Annotated in this window: 39 protein-coding genes; 31 read left to right on the top strand and 8 right to left on the bottom strand. The window is 70.8% G+C overall.

Annotated elements, in window-relative coordinates; translation table 11 throughout:
- The first annotated feature begins 13 nt into the window (after positions 1-13).
- The 19 genes from ACIQ6R_RS16265 (at position 14) to ACIQ6R_RS16175 (ending at position 8797) form a co-directional block, all read left to right on the top strand.
- Positions 14-1072: a hypothetical protein gene (locus ACIQ6R_RS16265; protein WP_404221912.1), complete on the top strand. Its 1059-nt coding sequence runs from the start codon at positions 14-16 to the stop codon at positions 1070-1072.
- Positions 1072-1755, top strand: a complete 684-nt coding sequence (locus ACIQ6R_RS16260) for a hypothetical protein (RefSeq protein ID WP_404221910.1) — start codon at positions 1072-1074, stop codon at positions 1753-1755. Before ACIQ6R_RS16265 ends, ACIQ6R_RS16260 begins: the two co-directional genes overlap by 1 nt.
- The gene (locus ACIQ6R_RS16255) at positions 1752-2129 is read left to right on the top strand and encodes a hypothetical protein (RefSeq protein ID WP_404221908.1); all 378 of its coding nucleotides are present in this window, start codon (positions 1752-1754) and stop codon (positions 2127-2129) included. Before ACIQ6R_RS16260 ends, ACIQ6R_RS16255 begins: the two co-directional genes overlap by 4 nt.
- The gene (locus tag ACIQ6R_RS16250; RefSeq protein WP_404221906.1) at positions 2126-2419 is read left to right on the top strand and encodes a hypothetical protein; all 294 of its coding nucleotides are present in this window, start codon (positions 2126-2128) and stop codon (positions 2417-2419) included. The genes ACIQ6R_RS16255 and ACIQ6R_RS16250 overlap by 4 nt, the downstream gene beginning before the upstream one ends.
- Positions 2416-2787: a hypothetical protein gene (locus ACIQ6R_RS16245; protein ID WP_404221904.1), complete on the top strand. Its 372-nt coding sequence runs from the start codon at positions 2416-2418 to the stop codon at positions 2785-2787. The genes ACIQ6R_RS16250 and ACIQ6R_RS16245 overlap by 4 nt, the downstream gene beginning before the upstream one ends.
- A complete protein-coding gene (locus tag ACIQ6R_RS16240; protein WP_404221901.1) occupies positions 2784-3098 on the top strand; it encodes a hypothetical protein in 315 nt (104 codons plus the stop codon). Before ACIQ6R_RS16245 ends, ACIQ6R_RS16240 begins: the two co-directional genes overlap by 4 nt.
- Positions 3095-3493 carry a hypothetical protein gene (locus ACIQ6R_RS16235; RefSeq protein ID WP_404221899.1) on the top strand — a complete coding sequence of 133 codons (399 nt, stop codon included), beginning with the start codon at positions 3095-3097 and terminating at the stop codon, positions 3491-3493. The genes ACIQ6R_RS16240 and ACIQ6R_RS16235 overlap by 4 nt, the downstream gene beginning before the upstream one ends.
- Positions 3494-3537: 44 nt before the next feature.
- Positions 3538-3810, top strand: coding sequence for a hypothetical protein (locus ACIQ6R_RS16230; RefSeq protein WP_404221897.1), 273 nt, complete (start codon positions 3538-3540; stop codon positions 3808-3810).
- On the top strand, positions 3807-4268 hold the full coding sequence (locus tag ACIQ6R_RS16225) for a DUF4326 domain-containing protein (protein WP_404221895.1): 462 nt from the start codon (positions 3807-3809) through the stop codon (positions 4266-4268). Before ACIQ6R_RS16230 ends, ACIQ6R_RS16225 begins: the two co-directional genes overlap by 4 nt.
- A complete protein-coding gene (locus ACIQ6R_RS16220) occupies positions 4265-4525 on the top strand; it encodes a hypothetical protein (protein ID WP_404221893.1) in 261 nt (86 codons plus the stop codon). Before ACIQ6R_RS16225 ends, ACIQ6R_RS16220 begins: the two co-directional genes overlap by 4 nt.
- Positions 4526-4555: 30 nt before the next feature.
- Positions 4556-5161 (top strand): hypothetical protein, encoded by a 606-nt coding sequence (locus tag ACIQ6R_RS16215; RefSeq protein WP_404221891.1) that lies wholly within the window; start codon positions 4556-4558, stop codon positions 5159-5161.
- The gene (locus tag ACIQ6R_RS16210) at positions 5158-5499 is read left to right on the top strand and encodes a hypothetical protein (RefSeq protein WP_404221889.1); all 342 of its coding nucleotides are present in this window, start codon (positions 5158-5160) and stop codon (positions 5497-5499) included. The genes ACIQ6R_RS16215 and ACIQ6R_RS16210 overlap by 4 nt, the downstream gene beginning before the upstream one ends.
- A gap of 79 nt (positions 5500-5578) precedes the next feature.
- Entirely contained in the window at positions 5579-6040 is a 462-nt protein-coding gene (locus ACIQ6R_RS16205) for a hypothetical protein (protein WP_404221887.1), read from the top strand.
- Positions 6037-6258, top strand: a complete 222-nt coding sequence (locus ACIQ6R_RS16200; protein ID WP_404221885.1) for a hypothetical protein — start codon at positions 6037-6039, stop codon at positions 6256-6258. The genes ACIQ6R_RS16205 and ACIQ6R_RS16200 overlap by 4 nt, the downstream gene beginning before the upstream one ends.
- A gap of 222 nt (positions 6259-6480) precedes the next feature.
- Positions 6481-6912, top strand: a complete 432-nt coding sequence (locus tag ACIQ6R_RS16195; RefSeq protein ID WP_404221883.1) for a hypothetical protein — start codon at positions 6481-6483, stop codon at positions 6910-6912.
- 103 nt (positions 6913-7015) lie between these two features.
- A complete protein-coding gene (locus ACIQ6R_RS16190) occupies positions 7016-7222 on the top strand; it encodes a hypothetical protein (RefSeq protein ID WP_404221881.1) in 207 nt (68 codons plus the stop codon).
- On the top strand, positions 7219-7386 hold the full coding sequence (locus ACIQ6R_RS16185) for a hypothetical protein (protein ID WP_404221879.1): 168 nt from the start codon (positions 7219-7221) through the stop codon (positions 7384-7386). Before ACIQ6R_RS16190 ends, ACIQ6R_RS16185 begins: the two co-directional genes overlap by 4 nt.
- Entirely contained in the window at positions 7383-8486 is a 1104-nt protein-coding gene (locus tag ACIQ6R_RS16180; protein WP_404221877.1) for a hypothetical protein, read from the top strand. Before ACIQ6R_RS16185 ends, ACIQ6R_RS16180 begins: the two co-directional genes overlap by 4 nt.
- Positions 8483-8797: a hypothetical protein gene (locus tag ACIQ6R_RS16175; RefSeq protein WP_404221875.1), complete on the top strand. Its 315-nt coding sequence runs from the start codon at positions 8483-8485 to the stop codon at positions 8795-8797. The genes ACIQ6R_RS16180 and ACIQ6R_RS16175 overlap by 4 nt, the downstream gene beginning before the upstream one ends.
- An 85-nt stretch (positions 8798-8882) precedes the next feature.
- Here ACIQ6R_RS16175 and ACIQ6R_RS16170 read toward each other — a convergent pair whose 3' ends face one another.
- On the bottom strand, positions 8883-9095 hold the full coding sequence (locus ACIQ6R_RS16170) for a hypothetical protein (RefSeq protein WP_404221873.1): 213 nt from the start codon (positions 9093-9095) through the stop codon (positions 8883-8885).
- A 58-nt stretch (positions 9096-9153) separates the two neighbouring features.
- Between ACIQ6R_RS16170 and ACIQ6R_RS16165 the strand changes: the two genes are divergently transcribed.
- Entirely contained in the window at positions 9154-9348 is a 195-nt protein-coding gene (locus ACIQ6R_RS16165) for a hypothetical protein (protein WP_404221871.1), read from the top strand.
- A gap of 120 nt (positions 9349-9468) precedes the next feature.
- On the opposite strand, the gene ACIQ6R_RS16160 is transcribed toward ACIQ6R_RS16165, so the two are convergent.
- Together ACIQ6R_RS16160 and ACIQ6R_RS16155 are read right to left on the bottom strand one after the other, a co-directional pair.
- Positions 9469-9771 (bottom strand): DUF6221 family protein, encoded by a 303-nt coding sequence (locus tag ACIQ6R_RS16160; RefSeq protein ID WP_404221869.1) that lies wholly within the window; start codon positions 9769-9771, stop codon positions 9469-9471.
- A 2-nt stretch (positions 9772-9773) separates the two neighbouring features.
- A complete protein-coding gene (locus ACIQ6R_RS16155) occupies positions 9774-10067 on the bottom strand; it encodes a helix-turn-helix domain-containing protein (RefSeq protein WP_404221867.1) in 294 nt (97 codons plus the stop codon).
- A 159-nt stretch (positions 10068-10226) separates the two neighbouring features.
- On the opposite strand from ACIQ6R_RS16155, the gene ACIQ6R_RS16150 reads away from it, so the two are divergent.
- The 6 genes from ACIQ6R_RS16150 (at position 10227) to ACIQ6R_RS16125 (ending at position 14550) form a co-directional block, all read left to right on the top strand.
- Positions 10227-10388, top strand: coding sequence for a hypothetical protein (locus tag ACIQ6R_RS16150; protein WP_404221865.1), 162 nt, complete (start codon positions 10227-10229; stop codon positions 10386-10388).
- Between the two features lie 79 nt (positions 10389-10467).
- The gene (locus ACIQ6R_RS16145; protein ID WP_404221863.1) at positions 10468-10626 is read left to right on the top strand and encodes a hypothetical protein; all 159 of its coding nucleotides are present in this window, start codon (positions 10468-10470) and stop codon (positions 10624-10626) included.
- A gap of 252 nt (positions 10627-10878) precedes the next feature.
- Positions 10879-11133 (top strand): hypothetical protein, encoded by a 255-nt coding sequence (locus ACIQ6R_RS16140; protein WP_404221861.1) that lies wholly within the window; start codon positions 10879-10881, stop codon positions 11131-11133.
- A 17-nt stretch (positions 11134-11150) separates the two neighbouring features.
- The gene (locus ACIQ6R_RS16135; protein ID WP_404221859.1) at positions 11151-12101 is read left to right on the top strand and encodes a hypothetical protein; all 951 of its coding nucleotides are present in this window, start codon (positions 11151-11153) and stop codon (positions 12099-12101) included.
- Positions 12102-12162: 61 nt separating this feature from the next.
- Entirely contained in the window at positions 12163-13923 is a 1761-nt protein-coding gene (locus ACIQ6R_RS16130) for an FtsK/SpoIIIE domain-containing protein (protein WP_404221857.1), read from the top strand.
- A 135-nt stretch (positions 13924-14058) separates the two neighbouring features.
- Positions 14059-14550 (top strand): hypothetical protein, encoded by a 492-nt coding sequence (locus ACIQ6R_RS16125; protein WP_404221855.1) that lies wholly within the window; start codon positions 14059-14061, stop codon positions 14548-14550.
- A gap of 100 nt (positions 14551-14650) precedes the next feature.
- On the opposite strand, the gene ACIQ6R_RS16120 is transcribed toward ACIQ6R_RS16125, so the two are convergent.
- Positions 14651-14836, bottom strand: coding sequence for a hypothetical protein (locus tag ACIQ6R_RS16120; protein ID WP_404221853.1), 186 nt, complete (start codon positions 14834-14836; stop codon positions 14651-14653).
- Positions 14837-14975: 139 nt separating this feature from the next.
- Here ACIQ6R_RS16120 and ACIQ6R_RS16115 point away from each other — a divergent pair, with 139 nt between their 5' ends.
- Positions 14976-15617: a hypothetical protein gene (locus tag ACIQ6R_RS16115; protein WP_404221850.1), complete on the top strand. Its 642-nt coding sequence runs from the start codon at positions 14976-14978 to the stop codon at positions 15615-15617.
- Positions 15618-15658: 41 nt separating this feature from the next.
- On the opposite strand, the gene ACIQ6R_RS16110 is transcribed toward ACIQ6R_RS16115, so the two are convergent.
- From ACIQ6R_RS16110 to ACIQ6R_RS16095, 4 genes are read right to left on the bottom strand one after another with little or no spacing between them, the layout of a single operon-like run.
- Positions 15659-15997 carry a hypothetical protein gene (locus ACIQ6R_RS16110; protein WP_404221848.1) on the bottom strand — a complete coding sequence of 113 codons (339 nt, stop codon included), beginning with the start codon at positions 15995-15997 and terminating at the stop codon, positions 15659-15661.
- Positions 15994-16173, bottom strand: coding sequence for a hypothetical protein (locus tag ACIQ6R_RS16105; RefSeq protein WP_404221846.1), 180 nt, complete (start codon positions 16171-16173; stop codon positions 15994-15996). The genes ACIQ6R_RS16110 and ACIQ6R_RS16105 overlap by 4 nt, the downstream gene beginning before the upstream one ends.
- Complete coding sequence (locus tag ACIQ6R_RS16100; RefSeq protein WP_404221844.1) at positions 16170-16403, bottom strand: hypothetical protein; 234 nt, start codon at positions 16401-16403, stop codon at positions 16170-16172. The genes ACIQ6R_RS16105 and ACIQ6R_RS16100 overlap by 4 nt, the downstream gene beginning before the upstream one ends.
- Positions 16400-16675, bottom strand: coding sequence for a hypothetical protein (locus ACIQ6R_RS16095; protein ID WP_404221842.1), 276 nt, complete (start codon positions 16673-16675; stop codon positions 16400-16402). Before ACIQ6R_RS16095 ends, ACIQ6R_RS16100 begins: the two co-directional genes overlap by 4 nt.
- Before the next feature lie 118 nt (positions 16676-16793).
- On the opposite strand from ACIQ6R_RS16095, the gene ACIQ6R_RS16090 reads away from it, so the two are divergent.
- The 4 genes from ACIQ6R_RS16090 to ACIQ6R_RS16075 all read left to right on the top strand — a co-directional run bounded on the left by ACIQ6R_RS16090 (position 16794) and on the right by ACIQ6R_RS16075 (position 18234).
- Positions 16794-17177, top strand: a complete 384-nt coding sequence (locus ACIQ6R_RS16090; RefSeq protein ID WP_404221840.1) for a hypothetical protein — start codon at positions 16794-16796, stop codon at positions 17175-17177.
- Between the two features lie 60 nt (positions 17178-17237).
- Positions 17238-17741: an HNH endonuclease signature motif containing protein gene (locus tag ACIQ6R_RS16085; RefSeq protein ID WP_404221838.1), complete on the top strand. Its 504-nt coding sequence runs from the start codon at positions 17238-17240 to the stop codon at positions 17739-17741.
- A complete protein-coding gene (locus ACIQ6R_RS16080; protein ID WP_404221836.1) occupies positions 17738-17860 on the top strand; it encodes a hypothetical protein in 123 nt (40 codons plus the stop codon). The genes ACIQ6R_RS16085 and ACIQ6R_RS16080 overlap by 4 nt, the downstream gene beginning before the upstream one ends.
- Positions 17861-17973: 113 nt before the next feature.
- Positions 17974-18234: a hypothetical protein gene (locus ACIQ6R_RS16075; RefSeq protein ID WP_404221833.1), complete on the top strand. Its 261-nt coding sequence runs from the start codon at positions 17974-17976 to the stop codon at positions 18232-18234.
- The last annotated feature ends 57 nt before the right edge of the window (positions 18235-18291 follow it).

Genomic DNA, 18291 nt, shown 5'->3' with positions numbered 1-18291 from the left:
AGAGAAGTGCTTCATGGCCTGGTTCAAGATCGATGACGGGTTCCACTGCCACCCCAAGGTGTTCGCAGCAGGCACACCCGCCGTCGGCCTGTACGTCCGCTGCGGATCCTGGGCCGCCCAGCAGGTGACCGACGGCATCGTCCCCAAGCACGTCGCCAAGATGTACGGCACAACCCGCATGATCAAGGCCCTCGTGGACGCCGGCCTCTGGCACCAGAAGGACCATGGCTGCGAGTCGTGCCCGGAGCTGGACGCCAACTCGTATGCGATCCACCAGTACCTGGAGAAGAACCCGAGCCGCGCTGAGACCGACGTCGCTCGCAAGGCGAAGTCCGAGCGGCAGCAGCGATGGCGTGAGGGTAAGCGAGCAGCCGATGTAGACGCGTCTACAGGCGATGCCCAGGGGGGCGGACGAAACGGACACGGCGCGAATTCGGAAGGCAACTCGAATGGAGTTGGCCCGAATACGAAGCGCAACTCGCAACGAGTTGAGGGTGAGTTCGCATCGAGTTGGGGTGTCGACTCGAAACAAACGGGGGCCCGCGGCGACGTATCGCAGCAGGTCAACAGGGGTGACGTTGGGAATGTAGACGGTGATGTAGACGCGTCTACCCGCCGTCACGGTGACGCTGCCCCCGTCCCGCCCCGTCCCGTCCCGTCCCCGGAGTCTCCTTCGGAGACTCCTCCTCCCCCTTCCCCCTCCACGGACAAGCCCGGCGCCGACGTGGTCCCGCTCTCCGGACGAGGGGAAGTCCAACCCCTCATCGAAGCCATGCACGCCCGCGGCATGAACGTCTCCTGGACCTTCGCCGCCAGCGAATGGCTCGAACTCCGCGACGCCATCCGCCGCGTCGGCATCCCCGCCCTCGTCGACCACGCCACCCGCGCCTGGCAAGCCGCCAAGACCGAGCCCTACTCCGCGAAGTACTTCCTTCGCGGCTGGACCGGCCTCCAGGACCAGCCCACCTACACCGGCCCCCGCCCCGTCGGCGCCCCCAGCAAGACCACCGAATACCTCGAAGACATGGCCGCGATCGCCGAGGAACTGCGGCAGAAGAAGGGAAGCGCCTGATGGAACCCGAGCAGATCCCCCAGCTCATCGCGCAGATCGCCCTCGCCGACCCCCGCGTCCGCCGCGAAGACCCCACCGAACGCCGCGCACAGATCCTCATGTGGGCCGGCATCCTCGCCGACGTCCCCTACGACACCGCCCTCCAGTACGCGCAGGAGCACTACCGGCAGTCGACCTGGCCGATCCTCCCCGCCGAAATCGCCAGCCGCTGGGACGCCGCCGTCCGCGACCGCATGTCCCGCCACAACGGCACCTTCGAACCCACCGTCCACCCCGAGCTGGACCCCGACGACGTAGCCGGATACCTCGGCGCTCTCCGCGACGACCGCCAGGCCGTCGCTGTCGGGCAGACCGCGCCCTCCGAGGTCAAGGAGATCACCGCCGGGCCCGCCGCCGAGGAGGCTGCCCGCCGCCTCGCCGAACTCGGCAGCTACGTCCCCCAGCACGTCGACGACGTCCTCGACAAGTACCGGCCGATCAAGGCCGCGAGACGCGCCGCGATCCAGGCCGGCCAGCCCGACGCCCTCGCCGTGCCCTGCTCCTACTGCAAGGCCCCCGCGGGCAAGGCGTGCCGGATCAACCGCATAGACGGCGACGGGGCTGTCGGCCGCCGCGACCGGAAGACCCCGCACCCCTCCCGCCTCGACGACGCCCGCACCGCACAGAACGGAGCCACCGCATGAAGGTCTCGCTCTGCAAGCACCGCTTCCCCGTCCAGCCCCCGCACGGCTCGATCCTCCGCCCTGGCGACTGCTCCCGCTGCGGCGCCACGTGGGCCGACGTCCAGGCCGAACTCGACCGACAGCAGAACGCCCTCCGCCTCGGCACCGCCCACCGCGGCACCTGCGCCGGCTGCCACCTCACCCGCATGGTCTTCCGCTACCAGCGCGAACAGCAGCCCTGGGACGAGACCGAGCCGCCCGTCATCTGGCTGTGTGTCCGCGACTGGAGCTACGCCCGCGAACGCGAAGAGACCACCGGCTTCATCGACTTCAACGACCTCTTCGACCGCGGCACCGACGAGCAGCTCGAAGCCGGACTGCGGGGTGCACTGTGACCGCCGTCAGCCTCCCGATGCCCATCGTCGTCACCCGTCACCAGTGCCCCTTCTGCCGCCGTACCTGGGCCAAGAAGGCCGCAGCTGCCGCCCACATCGCCCGCTGCTGGCAGAACCCCAACGTCCGCGCCTGCAAGACCTGCGTGCACTACGAGCCGCCGTCCGAGGGGCCCTACCCACAGCACCCCGGCTGGTCCGAGGACTGCGGAGCCGGAGAACTCCTCGCCGACCTGCCCAACGCCAACTGCCCGAGCTGGCAGAAGCACACCACCGAGGAGACCACCGCATGACCAGCCAGCCCCTCACCGAGCAGCAGCTCGCCGACATCCAGGCCCGAGCCGAAGCCGCCACCCCTGGCCCCTGGTGCACCGACGACTGGGAGATCTACCAGGGCGCCGAGTACGTGCCCGGCATCTCCCAGTGGATCGGCGAGACCTGCCGCGGCACCACCTCCCCCGAACAGGACCGCGCCGACGCCACGTTCGTCGCAGCCGCCCGCGAGGACGTGCCCGCGCTGGTTGCCGAGATCCAGCGGCTCAAGGGCCAGCGGAAGTACCTGATCACCCAGCTCGCCAAGCGGGACGCCGACACCGGCCGCGGCGACCAGGCACTCGCCGAGTTCCTCAACAGCGGCGCCACCAAGGAGGCCGGCCAATGACCGTGCAGCCCGCCCTCGACGGCACCATCCCCAACCCGACGCCCGCGGAGGACTTCGAGACGTGGGTCGACCGCGTCCGCCCCGCCTTCGAAGCCGCCGCCCAATCCGGCCGCGAGTTCGCCTCCTGGCACATCAAGGTCGCCGAACACCTCCCCGAGCCCCCGAACCCCAAGGCGATGTGGGGCCAACTCCTCCACCGCCTCCACGACGACGGGCTCATAGAGCCCGCCTCCTGGACCACCACCCGCGACGGCAGCGGAGTCCGAACCTGGCGCGGCACCCGCGCCGCACGACGAGGAAGGGCCGCATGACCAAGGGAGCCGGCCGCAGTCGCGGCTACCGCGCGCAGGAGTCCGAGCTGCGGCCCGGCAAGGTCGTCGTCCCGTTCGGCGAGAAGACCACGATCTGCCCGGCCTGCCGCCAGCACAAGCACCACGCCTGCTGGGCACACACCGCCGCCCTCGGAATCGGCGGAGAGCCTGGCTGCCCCTGCGGCTGCCACGTCCCCCTCGACGAACCGCTCCTCACCGACGAAGCCATCGACGACATGGCCGCCCATGGAACCCTCGCCGACCACGTCAAAGCCCAAAAGGCGTGGGCCATGGGATCCGGCCCCATCCACTTCGACGAGCCCTGCCGCCGCTGCGCCGCCATCAAAGGCGCCCGCACCGGCCAGCAGACCGAACTCCCGCTGGAGGACTCGTGACCGCCCGCCCGCTGGGTGCCCCGCGCCCCGCCAGCCTCCGCACCGTGGCAGCCCACCCCGCCCGCAGCATCCGCTGCCCTCACTGCCACGCACACCCCGGCCAGCCCTGCACCACCCGCACCGGCCGCCGGCTGCCCGCCGTCCACCCCGCCCGACTCTCCGCCCACGCGCAAGCCACGGCCTGCTGCCCCGCTTGCCAAGTCGAACCCGGCACGCCCTGCCATGACCACGGCCGGGCCCGCCCCACCGTCCACGCCCGCCGCTACCAAGAAGCCGAGGACGCGGCCCGGCTCAAAGCCCAGGAGGACACCCGATGAGCACGCCCGTCCGCATCCAGCGCCGCCGCACCAAGGGCTGGACCCTCGCCGGCGCCGCCGACCTCTACCGCGGCGGCATGATCGTCGACCGCAGCAGCCGCTACGGCAACCCCTGCAAGGTCACCCTCATGCAGGAGATGGGCTACGACGACCCCCACGCCGCAGCCGCCGCCAACTACCGCACCTGGCTCGCCGGGTCCCGGTCCGACGCCCCCACCGACAAGGCCGACCAGCAGCGCGAGCGCATCCTCGCCGGCCTCCACGACCTCCGCGGCAAAGACCTCGCCTGCACCTGCCCCCTCGACCGGGCCTGCCACGCCGACTACCTGCTCCGCCTCGCCAACATGCCCCCCGTCGACCTCACCGCCTGGGTCAGCCAGGTCCGCGCCCGCGTCGATCGGCAACGCATCCGCGACGGCGAGCCGCCCATGTACGCCCACGAGGAGGCCCCGCGGTGACGCCCTACGAGCGGCTCATGGCCGAGGCCCTGCCCACCGGCACCTTCGGCCACGCCCAACCCACCAGCGCGCAGCCCCGCACCCGACGGCCCTGGACGGAGGAGGAGCAGGCACAGCACCGCGCCGAGTTGGAAGCCGCCCTCAACGGCCACGCCCTCGACGAGCGGTCCCGCACCCGCCAGCAGAAAGCGATCGCCGCCGCGGCGGACGACGCCCGCCGGCACCTCACCGCCGTACCCGACCAACCCGCCGCCTGAACCCGCAGCGGCCCGAACCCAGGAGAAACGATGAGCGTTGACCGTGCCCGCCGCCGCACCATCGTGTGTGCCTGCTGCGGGAAGAGCGCCGCCCACCGAGGGCGCGGCTACTGCGTCGCCTGCTACACCCGCTGGGTCTACCACGGGCGGCCGGCCAGCGGACCGCCCAAGCCCGGGGAGATCGAGCCCAAGTCCCGCGCCAAAGCCGCCCGAGTCATACCGGCCTTCTGTAGCCACGGGCATCGGCTCAACGCTGAGAACCTGCGTTTCACCAAGGGCGGCGTCCGCTACTGCCGCGCCTGCCGGTACGTCACCGAGAAGACGTACAACGAGAAGCAGTTCACGTACCGCCACGACGGGCACGACGTCATCTCCACCGTTGACGGGCGCCGCTACTGCCGCACCTGTAACCGCGGCGACCACGACATCGACGAGATGGCCGTAGAGCGCACCGCCTCTGGCGACCGACCCGCCCGGGTCAGTGCCGCTGAGCTCGAGGCCGCTGTCATCCAGCTGCGCCTGTACGGGCTGACCTACGAGCTGATCTCTGCCCGCACCGGGTGCAGCCTCCGTCACGCCTGGTGGATCTGCGAGCGGAACGGGCTGACCAAGCCCCGGAAGGAGAAGACGGCATGAGCGCTCGTTGCACCTGCCGGCATTGCACCAGCCCGGTCGCGACGGCCGACGTGCTCCGTGAACCCGAGCCTATCGCCCTGCCGACCGAGCCCACCCCGATCCGCGTGCACACCGAAGACCGGCCGCCGTTCGACTGCACCCTGCACCCCGACGGCACGCTCACGGCAGTGCTCGGGGGCGACGTGCGCCGGAACGCTCTGAGCTTCGACGAGATGCGCGAACGGAACTGGGACGGAGCCCGCATCGAGTTCAACCCCGAACCCCTAGCTGAGGAGCCCGAGACGGAGCCGGCCGCGGTGGCCGTGCAGGACGTGCTCGTCCCGGCCTCCGCCCCGTGACTCGCACGTCGGCCCGGGGCGCTGCTATCGCCCCGGGCCTGGCCCTGATCATCCCACCCCTGACCCGCTGGAGGATCCGATGACCGACCAGACCACCCCGCTCCGCGACCGCATCGCCGCCACCCTGTACGCCCACAGCCACCCCGGCTGGGCGATCAGCTTCCCGGACCTCGACCAGGAGCAGCGGGACACGTACCTGGCACGCGCCGAGGCGGTGCTGGCCGTGCTGCCCGCGCCCGCCGACCAGGCCGCCATCCTCCGCGAAGCCGCCGACGAGATCGCCGGGATCGACTTCCACCCGAACGCCCGCGCCCGGTCTCTCGACATCGCTGCGGGACTCGCCCGGCGACTGCGCCGTATGGCCGACGAGACGGCAACCACCGAGACCGAGCCGGTCGCCGACCTGACCAGCGGGACTCGCCAGTGCGGCCACGACGACTACCACGACCCGCACGAGTGGGCCGACCAGCCGCAGATCTGGTGCCCCGGCTACAGCACCGAGCCCGCCGCCGGGGCGCGGCAGGACGAGGCCCATCGATGACCGCCCGTCCGATCGGTGTCGAAGTCTCGTGCGACGGCCCCGACGAGCGCACCGACTGCCCAGAGTCCGCCGCGATCCGCGCCAGCTTCGACTCGGTCACCGCCCGACAGGTCCGCGCCGACGGCCGAAGCGACGGCTGGACCACCCGACGCGCGCCCGGCCGGACCGAGGACGTGTGCCCGAGCTGCACCGCCAAGCGGCAGGACGGGGCGCAGTGACCGACCTCGCCGCGTTCGTGGTTCTGGTGGCCGCGCTGTCCGCGTGGATGTGCGGCCACCAGGCCCAGCGGCTCCCTCTCGGACGGGCGTGCGGGTGGCTGTACGCCCGCGTGCGCCCCTCACAGACTGCGTCCGCCCCTCGCATCCACCGCACCCGCCAACGGGCTTCACGCACGCCCCTGTGGGCGCGCAGCCAACCACACACCTACGAGGAGAACTGACATGGGCTGGAACAGTGCCAACCGCATCTTCGACCCCGTCGCCCGCGCCCTCATCAACACCGGCGCCGACGACAACACCAAACGGAAAGTCCTCGGCGACCTCATCGGTGAACTCCAGGAAGGCGACTGGGACACCGGAGACGAGTCCCTGGAGGACTTCCTCGACGACCCCGCCATCGTCGCCGCCTTCCACGACCGCAACGTCCACACCCAAGACCGAAGCTGCTGTCGACGCACCGTCCTGGCCGAAGCCCAGGACCGGATCACCGAAGCCCTGGCCGCCAAGTTCGCCGACGGCGCGACCGAGGCCGACATGTACGCCGTCTACCACCTCGCCGACGGAGAGGAGCGGACGCGCGCGGTCACGGCGCAGGAGGCCGGACAGGTCGCCTTCGAAGCCATCCGCGACCTGATCGGGGGCACCGCCCCGTGATCGCCCGCCTGCCCGGCCTCATCCTCCCCACCCTCGCCCTCCTCGCCCTCACCGCCGGCGCCGTCTGGGCCGCCGCCCACACCATCCGCAACCGGAGGAAACCGTGACCCACGTCCTCATCGCCGTCCTCACCCTCTCCGCCGGCTGGTGCTGGGGCCACCGCACCGCCCGCGTCCGCGTGATCGTCATCGGCGCCACCCCGCAGCAGGACCAGGCCGCGATCGCCACCGCAGAAGTTGACCGGTTCTGGCAGGTCGTCGACGGCCTCAACCTCGACCACCCCGACGACCCCAGGAGCAGCACCACATGACCCGCCCGACCACACCCCGGGGCGAGCACACGCCCGCCCCGGGCGTCACCTGGCAGACCGAACTGGTGCACGTTGAGACCGTCATCGACGACACCGCGCCCGACCCCCGACCGAACCGAGCCACACGACGCGCCCTCAAGCGCGCCACCCGGAGGAACCGATGACCGACGTCCAAGGCCGCTGCCCCGCCTGCCGAGGCGCCAGCCTCTTCCTCGGCTCCGGCGGGCACGTCACCTGCTCCCGCCTCGACTGCCCCAACCCCACCGCCGCCGACGACCTCATGCACGGCGCTGGCGAGGAAGACGGCTACGACCCGCACGCCGTGCCCACACCCGGTCAGTGGCTCCGACGGTTCAACCAAGCCCCCACGGAGGAACGCCTCGACGTCATCGCGCGCATGCTCGACGCCTCCGCCCGCGCCGCGACCTGCTTTGAGATGAACCACGAGGCGCGCCTCGCCGACTACGACACGCGCGTCCAGCAGCTCGAAGACCTCCTGCGCGTGGCGCATGAGACGTCCAACCGCGTGGCGCATGAGACGTCCAACCGGGCGGAGCGGGAACGGGCGGAGGCGGCGCAGCTCAGCCACCGCTACCGCAACGATGCCCAACGCGCCGAGGCCGCCATCGCCCGAGTGCGCGCCGTCGCTGACGTGATCGGCTCTTGCACGGCGACGTGGACCGGTAACGAGGAGGAGATCGCTCGCCGCATCCATGCCGCGCTCGACGGGGAGCAGCCCGAGCCCGTCCCGGCAGCGACCGGCCACACCTACCTGTCCACCGGCTGCCTCCACGGCGAGCACGCCTACTGCCAGGGGCGCACCGGGCAAGCCGGAGCCAAGAGACCCGCCACGTGCAAGTTCTGTGCTGCGCCCTGCACCTGCTCCTGTCACACCGACACGGCCACCCCGGCAGCGACCCAAGCGACCGAGCCGTGCACCGGCCAATGTGACCCGACTACCGGCGCCTTCAAGCACGCCGTCACCTGCTCCGAAGACCGCGAGCGCACCGGCCGAAACGCCGGGCTCACCATTCCGGCCCAGCCCCGCGAGCACTGCGGCCACCTCTCCCCAGACACCGGCCTCACCACGGTGCGCACCGAATGCGTCCTCCGCCCCGGCCACCAAGGCAGCCACGCCGACGACGTCGGGTGCCGCTGGTGGTACGACCCCACCGGCGACAGCAGTGCTCCGTGCACCTGCGGCGGCCGATTCCCCCTCCAGCACCTCCATGCCAGCCAGCACCAGCCCAAGGAGCAACGATGACCGCGCGCCTCATCTCCAGCGCCACCCTCTGGCACCTCCACGTCACCCAAGGTCGCAGCGAAGACCTCTGCGCCTGGGTGCGCGCCAACGGCATTGACCCCGACCTCGTCCCTATCGAGCACGACCTCACCATCGCGGACACCCCCGACGGGCCCGTCATCCGGTACCGGGCCTACGTCACCGAGGAGGGAGGCACGAAGCTCGTCGACCCCAACCGGTCCGGCCAGCCGCTGATGGAGGAGCACACCACGCCCCTGGTCGTCGAGCCCCCGAACGACTGGCCCGTGTACATGCAGCCCGGCCCGGCTTGACCGCTGTGCCACCCTGACGATGGCGGTCCGGAAGGCCGGGTAGCGACCGGCGCCGGTGGGATACGGGAGCCCGCCCGGACCGCCCTCAATGCGTCCACACGTCCGGCCCGCCACCACGCCACGTGATCCACTCCGCGCGCACCACGTCCATCTCATCGAACGACTGCAACCCCGCCTCCTGCAAGAACGCCGCCACATCCCGCACCGAGAACGCCCGCCCCGACAGCGTTCCGTCGATCCGGACACGTCGGCCACCATCCTCATCCGGCGGATACACGATCACAGGCGGCGGACTCATACCCCCAGCCTGCGCGCGCCCGGCAGCGGGGGCGCGGTGGGCGGGCCATGCTGGTGACGTGCGCCCCGCCCGCTACCACCTCACCCTCCATCTCGACGGCCAGCCGACCATGCACGGCTGGTGGGCGGACGAGAGCGTGGCCCGCCGCAAGTTCGCCTCCTGGGTCGGCGCCTACGGTCGGGACCGGGCGCGCCTCACCCTCACGGACGAGGAGACCGGCGCCCTGCTGACGGAGTGGCCGGCCCCCGCTTGACGTCGTCGGCATGATGGGAGTGCCGGGCCGCCGCACCGCTGCTGCCGACGATCCGGCCTGCTACAGCAAGGCGCCCCCGGACCGTGTCACGACGGCCGGGGGCGCAGCTATGTCCGGGGGTTACGGCCGCCACTCCTCGCGGTAGTCCTCGTGGCCCTCGTGCATCGACGCCATGATGCGCGCTTGCTGCTCAGCGATGCGACCCGTCGGCCCCGCCGTACCCAGATAGGGGAACACTGTCTCCTCGAACAGGGTCCGCTGCGCCTCGGCCGCATTGAGCTGGAGTCGCGCGCGGCGCTCCGCCATCTCGACGGGGATGTTCATGGTGGGCGCGCCATGCGTGATCAGCGCGTTGCCACTCCACCGAGCGTGCTCGATCTCATCGTCGAGCCGGGCGCGCAGGAACTGCACGAGATCATCCATCGCTACTCCTCCGAGGTGGTCTTCTTCGGCCGGGCCTTGCCGGACTTCGAGTAGCCCGCCGTGATGTCTTGGATGGTCGTGGGCGACACGCCCAGCTCCTTGGCGATCTTCCGGACGGAGGCGTCCTCCGGCGCCAGCAGTTCGAGCACGGCCCGTCGCCGGACCTCCCGCAGCGCCTTGCTGTGATCCGGCCACTCCTTGAGCACCCGTGCCACAGCGAGCGCGCGCGCCTTCGGGTCCTCGATCTCCGAGAGACCTGAGAGAGCGTCGAACACGCGCTGCACCTCCTCGTCCATGCCCCGTCCCTTTCCGTCGGGCGGGCCGCTGTTGCCAGTGTACGGGGTATCCCGTACAGTCGCATCAGGCAGCCCAAGCTGTCGCGCAACAAAGAAACGCCCCGGCGGGAGTTGCACCTCCCGTCGGGGCCGGCCCACCTGACATCACCAGGAGAGACCGTGACCGATCGTAACGGGCAACAACCACAGCAGCCCACCCCCACGCTCGCGCCGCAACCGAACCCGATCCTCGCCGAGCCAGCCACCCCCGCCACCTGCCAAGCCGACTACGCGCAAGCCGCCGACGTCCGCGCCCGCCTCGGCTGGACCACCCCCGCCTGACCCCCCGCAGACCGCTGCCGCGCGGTACGACCATCCCCCCGTCCCGCGCGGCAGCACCACCCCGAAAGGGGTCACGCCCGTGCCCGACACCACCGCCATCGAGCAACTCCGCGACGCCCTCGCCGACGCCGAAGTCCTGACCCGCCCGGCCGAGCTCACCGACAACCAGATCGACCACCTCACCGGCCTCGCCCACGAGGCGCACGTCGAGCTCCACGAGAACCGCATCCCGCACTGACCAGTAGCCCGAACCGTCACCCCAACCGAGAGGAGCCCGACATGGGCCAGACCAACCCGGAGACCGGCAGCAACATCGAGATCGAGGACGACGGCGACTACACCGTCACCTTCTCCATGGCGCTTCCGCAGCCCGCCGACGACGGCGACGACAGCTGACCGGTAGCCCTCGGTCCGCGTCTCGCACGCGGGCCCTGGAGATCCGGCCAGCACCACACCCGCCCCATCCGACCCGCAGCCCAGGAGGCCCGCCATGCGCCGCCGCCCCGACCGCATCCTCCGCCAACTCCTGCTCGCCACCCTGATCATCCTCGCCCTCATGCACCCCGCGGCGACCGCGCACCTCGCCGAGATCGCCACCGCCATGCTCCTCGGCGTCGTGACCGGCATCGCCGACGCCGCCAGCCAGCAGCCCGAAGCCGCCCTCCTCCTCGCCGGCGCCGTCTACCTCGCCGTGCAGACCCGCAACCACCGGCCCCGCCCGGCGCGCGCCCGAGCCCACGCCTGAACCCGGAGACCACCGCCATGAACGGCAAGTTCCGCCAGCGCACGCGCACCATCACCGAACAGGTGAACGGCGTCCCCGTCCAGTACGACGTCCCCGACACCACCCCCGTCCGGCGGCTGCCGTTCAACCTCGACGCCACCCTCCGCCGCACGCTGTTCGCCGCCGCGATCCTCATGACCATCGGCGCGATCGTCTGGGGCACCGTCGCCATCGGCAGCATGCTCTCCCTCCTCGCCCCCGCCTGGGCCGCCTACCTCGTCGCCGGAGTGTTCGACGCAGGCTGGGCCGCCTGCCTCATCGCCGAATGGCTGCTGCGCTACGACAGCAAGCGCGCCGCCACCCCCCGCAACGTGGGCGTAGCGCTCCTCGTCGTCTCCATGGCCGCGATCGTCACCCACGGTGCACTCTCCGGATCGTGGGGGTGGATCGTCGGGATCGTCGGCGCGCTCGTCTCCGCCGCCGCGAAGGGCGTGTGGGCGATCGGCATGCACACCATCCGCATCAAGCTGGAGCCGCGGTACGAGGCGTACCTCCGGACGCTGCAGCAGCAGACCGGCACCGAGCTCGCGCTCGCGCTGGGGGAGCGGGACCGGCTGGTCACCGCGGACCGTACCGTCGGGCTGCGCCTCGCTCTCGAAGCCCGTCGCCCGACGCCGCCCCCGGTCGTCGAGCCGGTGGACCGGCCCACGGACCAGCCGGCGGACCGCACCGAGTCCACGCCGGTTCAGTCCGCTGACCAGTCCACGGAGCAGATTGAGACCACGCCCGAACCCGTCCTGGTCCAAGCCGTGGGCCGCGCCGTGGACCGCCCGGTCCGCCCCGAGGACCAGGTCGACGAACTGTTCCGCCGCCTCCGCAACGGCGACCACATCACCAAGAAGGGCGCCGCCACAATCCTCGGCGTCTCCGAGTCGACCGCGTACCGCCGGCTGAAGGACGCCGAGTCGAAGCTCCACCAGTACCGCTGACCGTCCGCCGTCCGGCCCCCGCACTCGCGGGGGCCGCTCGTCACCCCGCCGGAGCCCGCCAGTGAAGATCACCCCCGTGGACCTTGCCACCAGCCTCACCGTGCCCAGCATCGTCACCGGCGCCGCCCTCATCGCCGAATGGCAGTACGGCACCACCGCAGCCGTCACCGAGTTCGTCTCCGCTCTGGCCGCGGGCAAGCTGGCCTTCGTGTCCTTCGCGAAGAAGTGGAGCCCCACGCTCTCCTGGTCCAGCCTCACCGTCGCTGGCCTCTTCACCCAGGCCGGCGTCACCACCGTCGGCGGGATAGGCGCCACCGCCTACGCGTGGCTCGTCGCCTCCGCCGCAGCCATGGCCGCGCGGCTGGTGTATAAGCACCACACCCGGCACGACGAGATCAAACTGGACCAGGAGTCCGTGAAACTCCAGACCGCCATGATCCGGCAGCAAATGGCCCACCACGCCCTCGTCCAGAAGACCACCCCGGACCCGGTCCAGTCCGGGCCAGACCTCACTGGGCGGACCGTGGAAGAGACCCGGATCAGGACCGTGGTCCACGAGCTGTTCGCCGCTGAACTGCCGGGCTGCACCGTGGAACGGACCAGGACCGGATGGACCGCCGTGTTGGACCTGCCCGTGAACCTGGACAGGACCAAGCTGCGGTCCGCCTGGGACAAGGTCGCCTCCGGGATGGGCGTGGCCGGGGAGTTCATGCTGGAAGACGGCGCCCTCACGAACCAGCTCATCGCCCGGTTCGTCGACGGCGACCCCCTCACCGCGGTGGTCCCCTACACGCGAACCCAGGGCGCCCGGTTCACCGACCCGGTCCTCCTCGGCGTGGACCGGTTCCTGAACCCGGTCTGGCTCGACATGGCCTACAGCCACACCCTCGTCGCCGGATCATCCAAGTTCGGGAAATCCACCCTCACCCGGTCCATCGCGGTCCAGCTCGCGGACCGGCCCGACACCGTCCTCTACGGCATGGACCTCAAGCCCGGCGCGCCTGAACTCACCCCGATGCTGCCGATCCTCCAAGACCTCGCCGCCACCCCCGAGCAGGCCCACGCCCTCCTCGACTGGCTGAAGCAGGAGATGGAAGAACGCGGCGAAATCCTCGCCGTCGCGGGCGACCAGGAATGGGACCCGCAGAAACACGGCCGGCCCGCCATGTGGATCCTCGAAGACGAGCTCGCCGAACTGGTCCGCCAGGGCGACGACGGCCCCTGGAAGAAGACCCCCGCCTCCAAAAAGCAGGAGTCCCTCCTCGCCCTGATGCGGTTCGCCGGCATGCACTTCCTGTCCGCCACCCAGCAGCCGTCGCGGAAGGTGTTCGGGGGGACAACGGACGCCCGCGGGAACTACGCGAACCGCCTGTCCACCCGCATGAACGACGCGGACCACCGCCGGTTCATCTTCGGCAACACCCCAGGCTGGGAGCCTGGCAAGCTGGACCAGCCCGGGAAGTTCCTGCTGCAGTCCCCGGTCCACCAGGTCGCCACCCCGTACAAGGGGATGTGGCTGACCGGCGACGAGTTCCGTGCCGAGGTCGCGAGGATCGGGGCGACGACAGTACGGCCGCCGGTGGGGAAGCGGCTGATCCTGCCGGTCGGCGGCGCCTCCAACCAGGAGCGGGTGAAGGCCGCGCTCACCAAGTACGGGAACGCCACCCGGCGGGAGCTGGAGCAGGCGACCGGGCTGGAGGAGAAGCAGGTGCTCGACGCGGCCCGCGCGCTGCGCCCCGAGGTTGAGCGCTGCGAAGACACGGGAACGTGGCGGATCGTGCCCGCCGAAGCGTGGGAGGCGCAGGCCGTCGCCCATCAGTAACACCGCAGGTCAGCCGCTAGTTCACGGGGTCGGGGAAGGGGTCGGAAACAGCGGCACGAACGGTCGACCGGACCGGCCCCGCTTGACGCCCATCCGACCCTGAATCCGACCCCTCCAACACCCGAGGAGCACGCAATGGGATACGCCCGCTACGAGATCACCCGCCCGAACGGGGACCGTATCGAAGCCGGATACGCCGTCCAAGCTCAGTGCGAGGGGGACGGCTGCGAGGCGCAGATCGATCGCGGCCTCGCCCATCTCTGCGGGAAGGACCCGCGCGGCGATGACCACGGCTGCGGCGCCTACCTCTGCGAAAACCACCTGTACGGCGACAACCAGTGCGAGTCGTGCGCGGCCAAGGCCGACGAGGCGAACCGCTGGGTCCACCCCGAGTCCGGCGAGGAGTTCGACCTCCGCGACCGGTTCCTCCCGGCCGGGTCCACCTACGACCCGCGGTCCACCGTGTGGGCCTGCGCGGACCCGACTGCAGAGGTGCCGCTGCTGCTCCCCACGAACCAGGCGACCGGCGTGCCCACCGGCGAGCCCGGGCGGCTGATCACGGATGGGGAGTGGGAGGACATCGGCCGGATCATCCACCGGCAGATCAGCCAGGAAGTGCCCGCCTGACCCTAGTTGACAGCGCTGCGACACTGGTCGTGCACCTGGGTTTCGAGCGCCGAGTTGCACCCCCGAGAAGCCCCCGCCACCCCCCCGGCGGGGGTTTCGCCTATCCCTCGACCGGCTCCCGTAGCGGGGTGGTGGGGGAGGGGACGGCGCGGGCGACCCAGCCGCGGCCGACACTGTCGGACGGCGGGTTCGTCGGGACAGCGCCAAGGAGTCGGCAGACCCGGTCCAGCTCGCGCTGGCAGACCTCGCGGGTCGTGCCGCGCACCATGTACACCACGTCGTCCATGCCCGCAGTGTGGCTGTTACCGGCAGGGCGCTGCTACCGGTTCGCCCAGTTTCGGGTCACAGATCAGGAACATCACCTTCACGCCGCCTCCGCAACGGCGCATCATGCACCCCAGACAACGCCGCCACCTGGGGGACCCATGAGCCACACTCCGCCGCCGATGCCCGACTTCCCGCCCTCACCGGCGCCGAAGAAGAACCGCACCAACGCGATCATCATCGGAGCAGCAGTCGCCGTCATCGCCGCGATCATCGGAACCGGCATCGTCGTCGTGCAGGACCGCGACGACGACACGGACGCCAAGCCGGCCGCCGAGAGCAGCGCGCCCGCCGACGAGACCGTCTTCGCCGAGGAGGAACCGGAGCCGACACCGGACGACTCGGAGCCGGAGATCATGGGGCTGACGGACGGGGTGTCCTACGAGGACGGCATCGAGGTGAAGCTGTCCGGCTACAAGCGGGGCGTGTCGTCGGAGTGGGCGGCGCCGGGCGGGGAGCCGTTCGTGTCCTTCACCGTGAAGATCGACAACCAGTCGGATGCGGTCGCGGACATCGCTACCGGGTACGTCATGTGCTACTACGGCGCCGAGTCTCAGCAGGCCGAGCAGGTCTTCGACTCGGAGCGGGGACTGGAGGGCGTGCCGCCGATGAAGCTCCGGCCGGGCCGGACGGCGACGGGGAAGATGGCGTGCGCGATGCCGAAGGACGAGGAGTACCTGCAGGTGGAGATGGCGCCGACGCTGGACTCCGAGGTGGCGATCTTCGCGGGCAACGTGAAGTAGGCGCACGTCGGCCCCGCACCGGATTCCGGGCGGGGCCTCCGTCATGCAGTGACTTCGGGCAGTTGGTAGAGGGCGAACCGAGCGTCCGGCATCTGGCCGTCTGCCACGTACACGCCGAACGACTGGCAGTAGATCAGCGCCTTTCCTGCCGGTACCTTCTCGGAGGCGCACACCTGGTAGCCGAGCACCTTGCCGCCGATCAGCACGGCGGCGCCATCGTCGGTGGGGTTGAGCCACAGTTCATCGTCAGCGCGCTGCGGCGGCCACTGCTTGCGCGTCCACATGATCACGTCGTAGATGGCCCGCCCGAGCGGACCCTCCATCACCTCGGCCGCCCGCTGCTGGCGGATCTGCTCTGGCGTCAGCCACTCGCTGCTCATGTCGTGGGCTCCTCGTCGGTTTGGGGTGGCTGGTCGGCGAGCGGGCAGTCGTCCTTGTGCCACGTCTGCAGCGTCGTCCCGTCCGGACGCCCGATGATGATCCGCCGGTCGTGTTCGCCGGGGAACGCCAGGCAGGCCGGGCACAGTTCATCGCGGTGCCGGCCGTCGTCGGTCACGGCGTGGGCTCCTCGTCCGGGCGCGCCGGGCCCACGTGCGGGTCGATCAGGTCGATGACGTCGCCCGCCGTGACGTACCGCTCGTCCTCCAGCATCACGCCGCGCTCGCGCGCGTAGGTCCGCTGCTCCTCCGCCAGCTCGTGAGCAAAGGCGTCGAGGTTGGCCTCAGCGCGTGCTGTGCTCAGCCCGGCCTGGCGCAGGTAGGCGATCAACGCGTCTCGGGCGCTCATGCGGTCGTCTCCTCGCTGCTCGCCGGGCGGGCGAGCTTGCCCACGGTCGGCGGCCTCTTCCGCTCGACGCCGAGCGCGCGGGCGCGACGGCGGAACACCTCGGGCGTGAGCCCGGTCCATGCGGCGAGCTGGCCGACGGTGGCGCCGGCCTTCAGCTCGCGGTCGGCGTACTCCAGCATCTCGGGCTTCAGTGCGCGCTCGCCTTCGTAGTGGGCCTTGTAGCGGGCGAAGGTGTCGGCGGCGTCTCGGGGTGGCTCGTAGTCGGTAGGCATACCGCCATCCTCCCACAACGGGTAGCCCTACGGTAAGAGCTATGCGTAGCCCTATTGACAGGGCTACGCGTAGGCCTCATGCTGGAGTCACAGCACACCGACCGAGGGGGACCCTGAGATGAACGCCGTGACCCGCACCCGCCGCAACGGCCTTTACGCCGCAGTCGCCACCGCCAAGGCCCTCGGCTACCGCACCCTCTCCGGCACCATCGGCGCCCTCATCGAGACCGGCCGGCTCATCCGCACCGGCGACTTCCTCGACCGCATCGGCGGCAGCGACCTCCCCGACGGTAAGAAGAGCTGGTTCGGCCGCCACGTCGCCAAGGCATACCGCGCCGCCACCGGTCGCGACGCCCTCAAGGTATGGGTGCAGCACCGCACCACCGGCAAGTGGATCCACGTGCACGTCTACGGGCCCATCGACCCCGCCCTGTACGCCGGCCTCCGCTCCTACAAGGGCACCCAGCACCTCCTGCGCGGCACCTACACGGAGGCCGCCTGAACCAACTTCACGGCGCATCAGACGACCAAGACCGCCAGCCAGACCCACCAGGAGCCGCCCATGCACCTCGAACTCGAAGCGGTCCTGCGGGACTGGGCCCCGGTTGCGGTGGCCCTCCCGGATGGAACCAGCCGCACCGCGCAGGTCACCGACCTTCGCCGGCTGCTGGAGAAGGTGGAGATCGACGAGAGCGGATGCTGGCGTTGGACCGGCTTCATCAGCCACAAGGGCTACGGGCGGTTCCGCTTCGCGAGCAACGTCGGACACGCCCACCGCTTCGCCTACGTGGTGCTCGTCGGTCCTATCGGCGATGGGCTTGAGATCGACCACCTCTGCCGCGAGAGGAGCTGCATCAACCCTGAGCACCTCGAAGCGGTAACTCACAGTGAAAACCTTCAGCGCAGGCACCCCGCCGGCCTTCCGACCCACTGTCAGGAAGGGCACGAGTACACCCCAGAGAACACCTATCGGCGCCCGAACGGCGCGCGGCTCTGCCGCACCTGCAAGAACGCGGAGAAGGCGCGCTACCGCGCTCGGGTTGCCGCACGGAAGGCGGACCGATGAGAGGCGCGGAGCCCAAGGCCCGCCCCGCGCGCGGCCTCGCCACCGTCACCGTCCTCTACCCGGTCGACCTCCCCATCACCGCCCGCATCGACCTGCTGGCCGACGCGCTGGCTGCTTGACCTCCGCCATACGCTCAACCCACCGCCACCGAAAGGAACCCGCCGTGGCGTTGGAACTGTCCGAGAATGCCAGGCCTGCTGACGTGGGCACCCAACCTGCGGGAGAATGAACCATGACCTACCAGTGCTTTCCCGACCGCGAGCGGGCCCTGAGCCAGCTCGACCGCCACCGCACCACCCCGAAGCCGTCCGAGCGGCAGGTGAAGATGGCCGAGGATGCCCGTGTTGCTCTGGAGGCGGCGGGCCGCACCATGAGCCCGCTGCACGAGGCGATGATGCAGATGGCTGCGAGCGCCCCGGCTCTCCTCGCGCAGACGGCACCCACTGCTTCCAAGTTCATCGAGGCGATCAAGGGGCAGGCCCGAACCGCCTGACCGCCGACGTAACTGAAGGCCCGTCCCACGCCCTGGGACGGGCCTTCGTCCTGCGCG

It is taken from the genome of Streptomyces sp. NPDC096048, from assembly GCF_044763415.1.
Lineage (GTDB): Bacteria > Actinomycetota > Actinomycetes > Streptomycetales > Streptomycetaceae > Streptomyces.
This window is presented reverse-complemented; position numbering and strand designations above follow the sequence as displayed.

Coding starts and splice junctions, on each gene's coding strand:
- ACIQ6R_RS16265 (WP_404221912.1), top strand. CDS start 14: ATGGCCTGGTTCAAGATCGATGACGGGTTCCACTGCCACCCCAAGGTG.
- ACIQ6R_RS16260 (WP_404221910.1), top strand. CDS start 1,072: ATGGAACCCGAGCAGATCCCCCAGCTCATCGCGCAGATCGCCCTCGCC.
- ACIQ6R_RS16255 (WP_404221908.1), top strand. CDS start 1,752: ATGAAGGTCTCGCTCTGCAAGCACCGCTTCCCCGTCCAGCCCCCGCAC.
- ACIQ6R_RS16245 (WP_404221904.1), top strand. CDS start 2,416: ATGACCAGCCAGCCCCTCACCGAGCAGCAGCTCGCCGACATCCAGGCC.
- ACIQ6R_RS16240 (WP_404221901.1), top strand. CDS start 2,784: ATGACCGTGCAGCCCGCCCTCGACGGCACCATCCCCAACCCGACGCCC.
- ACIQ6R_RS16235 (WP_404221899.1), top strand. CDS start 3,095: ATGACCAAGGGAGCCGGCCGCAGTCGCGGCTACCGCGCGCAGGAGTCC.
- ACIQ6R_RS16225 (WP_404221895.1), top strand. CDS start 3,807: ATGAGCACGCCCGTCCGCATCCAGCGCCGCCGCACCAAGGGCTGGACC.
- ACIQ6R_RS16215 (WP_404221891.1), top strand. CDS start 4,556: ATGAGCGTTGACCGTGCCCGCCGCCGCACCATCGTGTGTGCCTGCTGC.
- ACIQ6R_RS16210 (WP_404221889.1), top strand. CDS start 5,158: ATGAGCGCTCGTTGCACCTGCCGGCATTGCACCAGCCCGGTCGCGACG.
- ACIQ6R_RS16205 (WP_404221887.1), top strand. CDS start 5,579: ATGACCGACCAGACCACCCCGCTCCGCGACCGCATCGCCGCCACCCTG.
- ACIQ6R_RS16200 (WP_404221885.1), top strand. CDS start 6,037: ATGACCGCCCGTCCGATCGGTGTCGAAGTCTCGTGCGACGGCCCCGAC.
- ACIQ6R_RS16195 (WP_404221883.1), top strand. CDS start 6,481: ATGGGCTGGAACAGTGCCAACCGCATCTTCGACCCCGTCGCCCGCGCC.
- ACIQ6R_RS16185 (WP_404221879.1), top strand. CDS start 7,219: ATGACCCGCCCGACCACACCCCGGGGCGAGCACACGCCCGCCCCGGGC.
- ACIQ6R_RS16180 (WP_404221877.1), top strand. CDS start 7,383: ATGACCGACGTCCAAGGCCGCTGCCCCGCCTGCCGAGGCGCCAGCCTC.
- ACIQ6R_RS16175 (WP_404221875.1), top strand. CDS start 8,483: ATGACCGCGCGCCTCATCTCCAGCGCCACCCTCTGGCACCTCCACGTC.
- ACIQ6R_RS16170 (WP_404221873.1), bottom strand. CDS start 9,095: ATGAGTCCGCCGCCTGTGATCGTGTATCCGCCGGATGAGGATGGTGGC.
- ACIQ6R_RS16160 (WP_404221869.1), bottom strand. CDS start 9,771: ATGGATGATCTCGTGCAGTTCCTGCGCGCCCGGCTCGACGATGAGATC.
- ACIQ6R_RS16155 (WP_404221867.1), bottom strand. CDS start 10,067: ATGGACGAGGAGGTGCAGCGCGTGTTCGACGCTCTCTCAGGTCTCTCG.
- ACIQ6R_RS16140 (WP_404221861.1), top strand. CDS start 10,879: ATGCGCCGCCGCCCCGACCGCATCCTCCGCCAACTCCTGCTCGCCACC.
- ACIQ6R_RS16135 (WP_404221859.1), top strand. CDS start 11,151: ATGAACGGCAAGTTCCGCCAGCGCACGCGCACCATCACCGAACAGGTG.
- ACIQ6R_RS16125 (WP_404221855.1), top strand. CDS start 14,059: ATGGGATACGCCCGCTACGAGATCACCCGCCCGAACGGGGACCGTATC.
- ACIQ6R_RS16120 (WP_404221853.1), bottom strand. CDS start 14,836: ATGGACGACGTGGTGTACATGGTGCGCGGCACGACCCGCGAGGTCTGC.
- ACIQ6R_RS16115 (WP_404221850.1), top strand. CDS start 14,976: ATGAGCCACACTCCGCCGCCGATGCCCGACTTCCCGCCCTCACCGGCG.
- ACIQ6R_RS16110 (WP_404221848.1), bottom strand. CDS start 15,997: ATGAGCAGCGAGTGGCTGACGCCAGAGCAGATCCGCCAGCAGCGGGCG.
- ACIQ6R_RS16100 (WP_404221844.1), bottom strand. CDS start 16,403: ATGAGCGCCCGAGACGCGTTGATCGCCTACCTGCGCCAGGCCGGGCTG.
- ACIQ6R_RS16095 (WP_404221842.1), bottom strand. CDS start 16,675: ATGCCTACCGACTACGAGCCACCCCGAGACGCCGCCGACACCTTCGCC.
- ACIQ6R_RS16090 (WP_404221840.1), top strand. CDS start 16,794: ATGAACGCCGTGACCCGCACCCGCCGCAACGGCCTTTACGCCGCAGTC.
- ACIQ6R_RS16085 (WP_404221838.1), top strand. CDS start 17,238: ATGCACCTCGAACTCGAAGCGGTCCTGCGGGACTGGGCCCCGGTTGCG.
- ACIQ6R_RS16080 (WP_404221836.1), top strand. CDS start 17,738: ATGAGAGGCGCGGAGCCCAAGGCCCGCCCCGCGCGCGGCCTCGCCACC.
- ACIQ6R_RS16075 (WP_404221833.1), top strand. CDS start 17,974: ATGACCTACCAGTGCTTTCCCGACCGCGAGCGGGCCCTGAGCCAGCTC.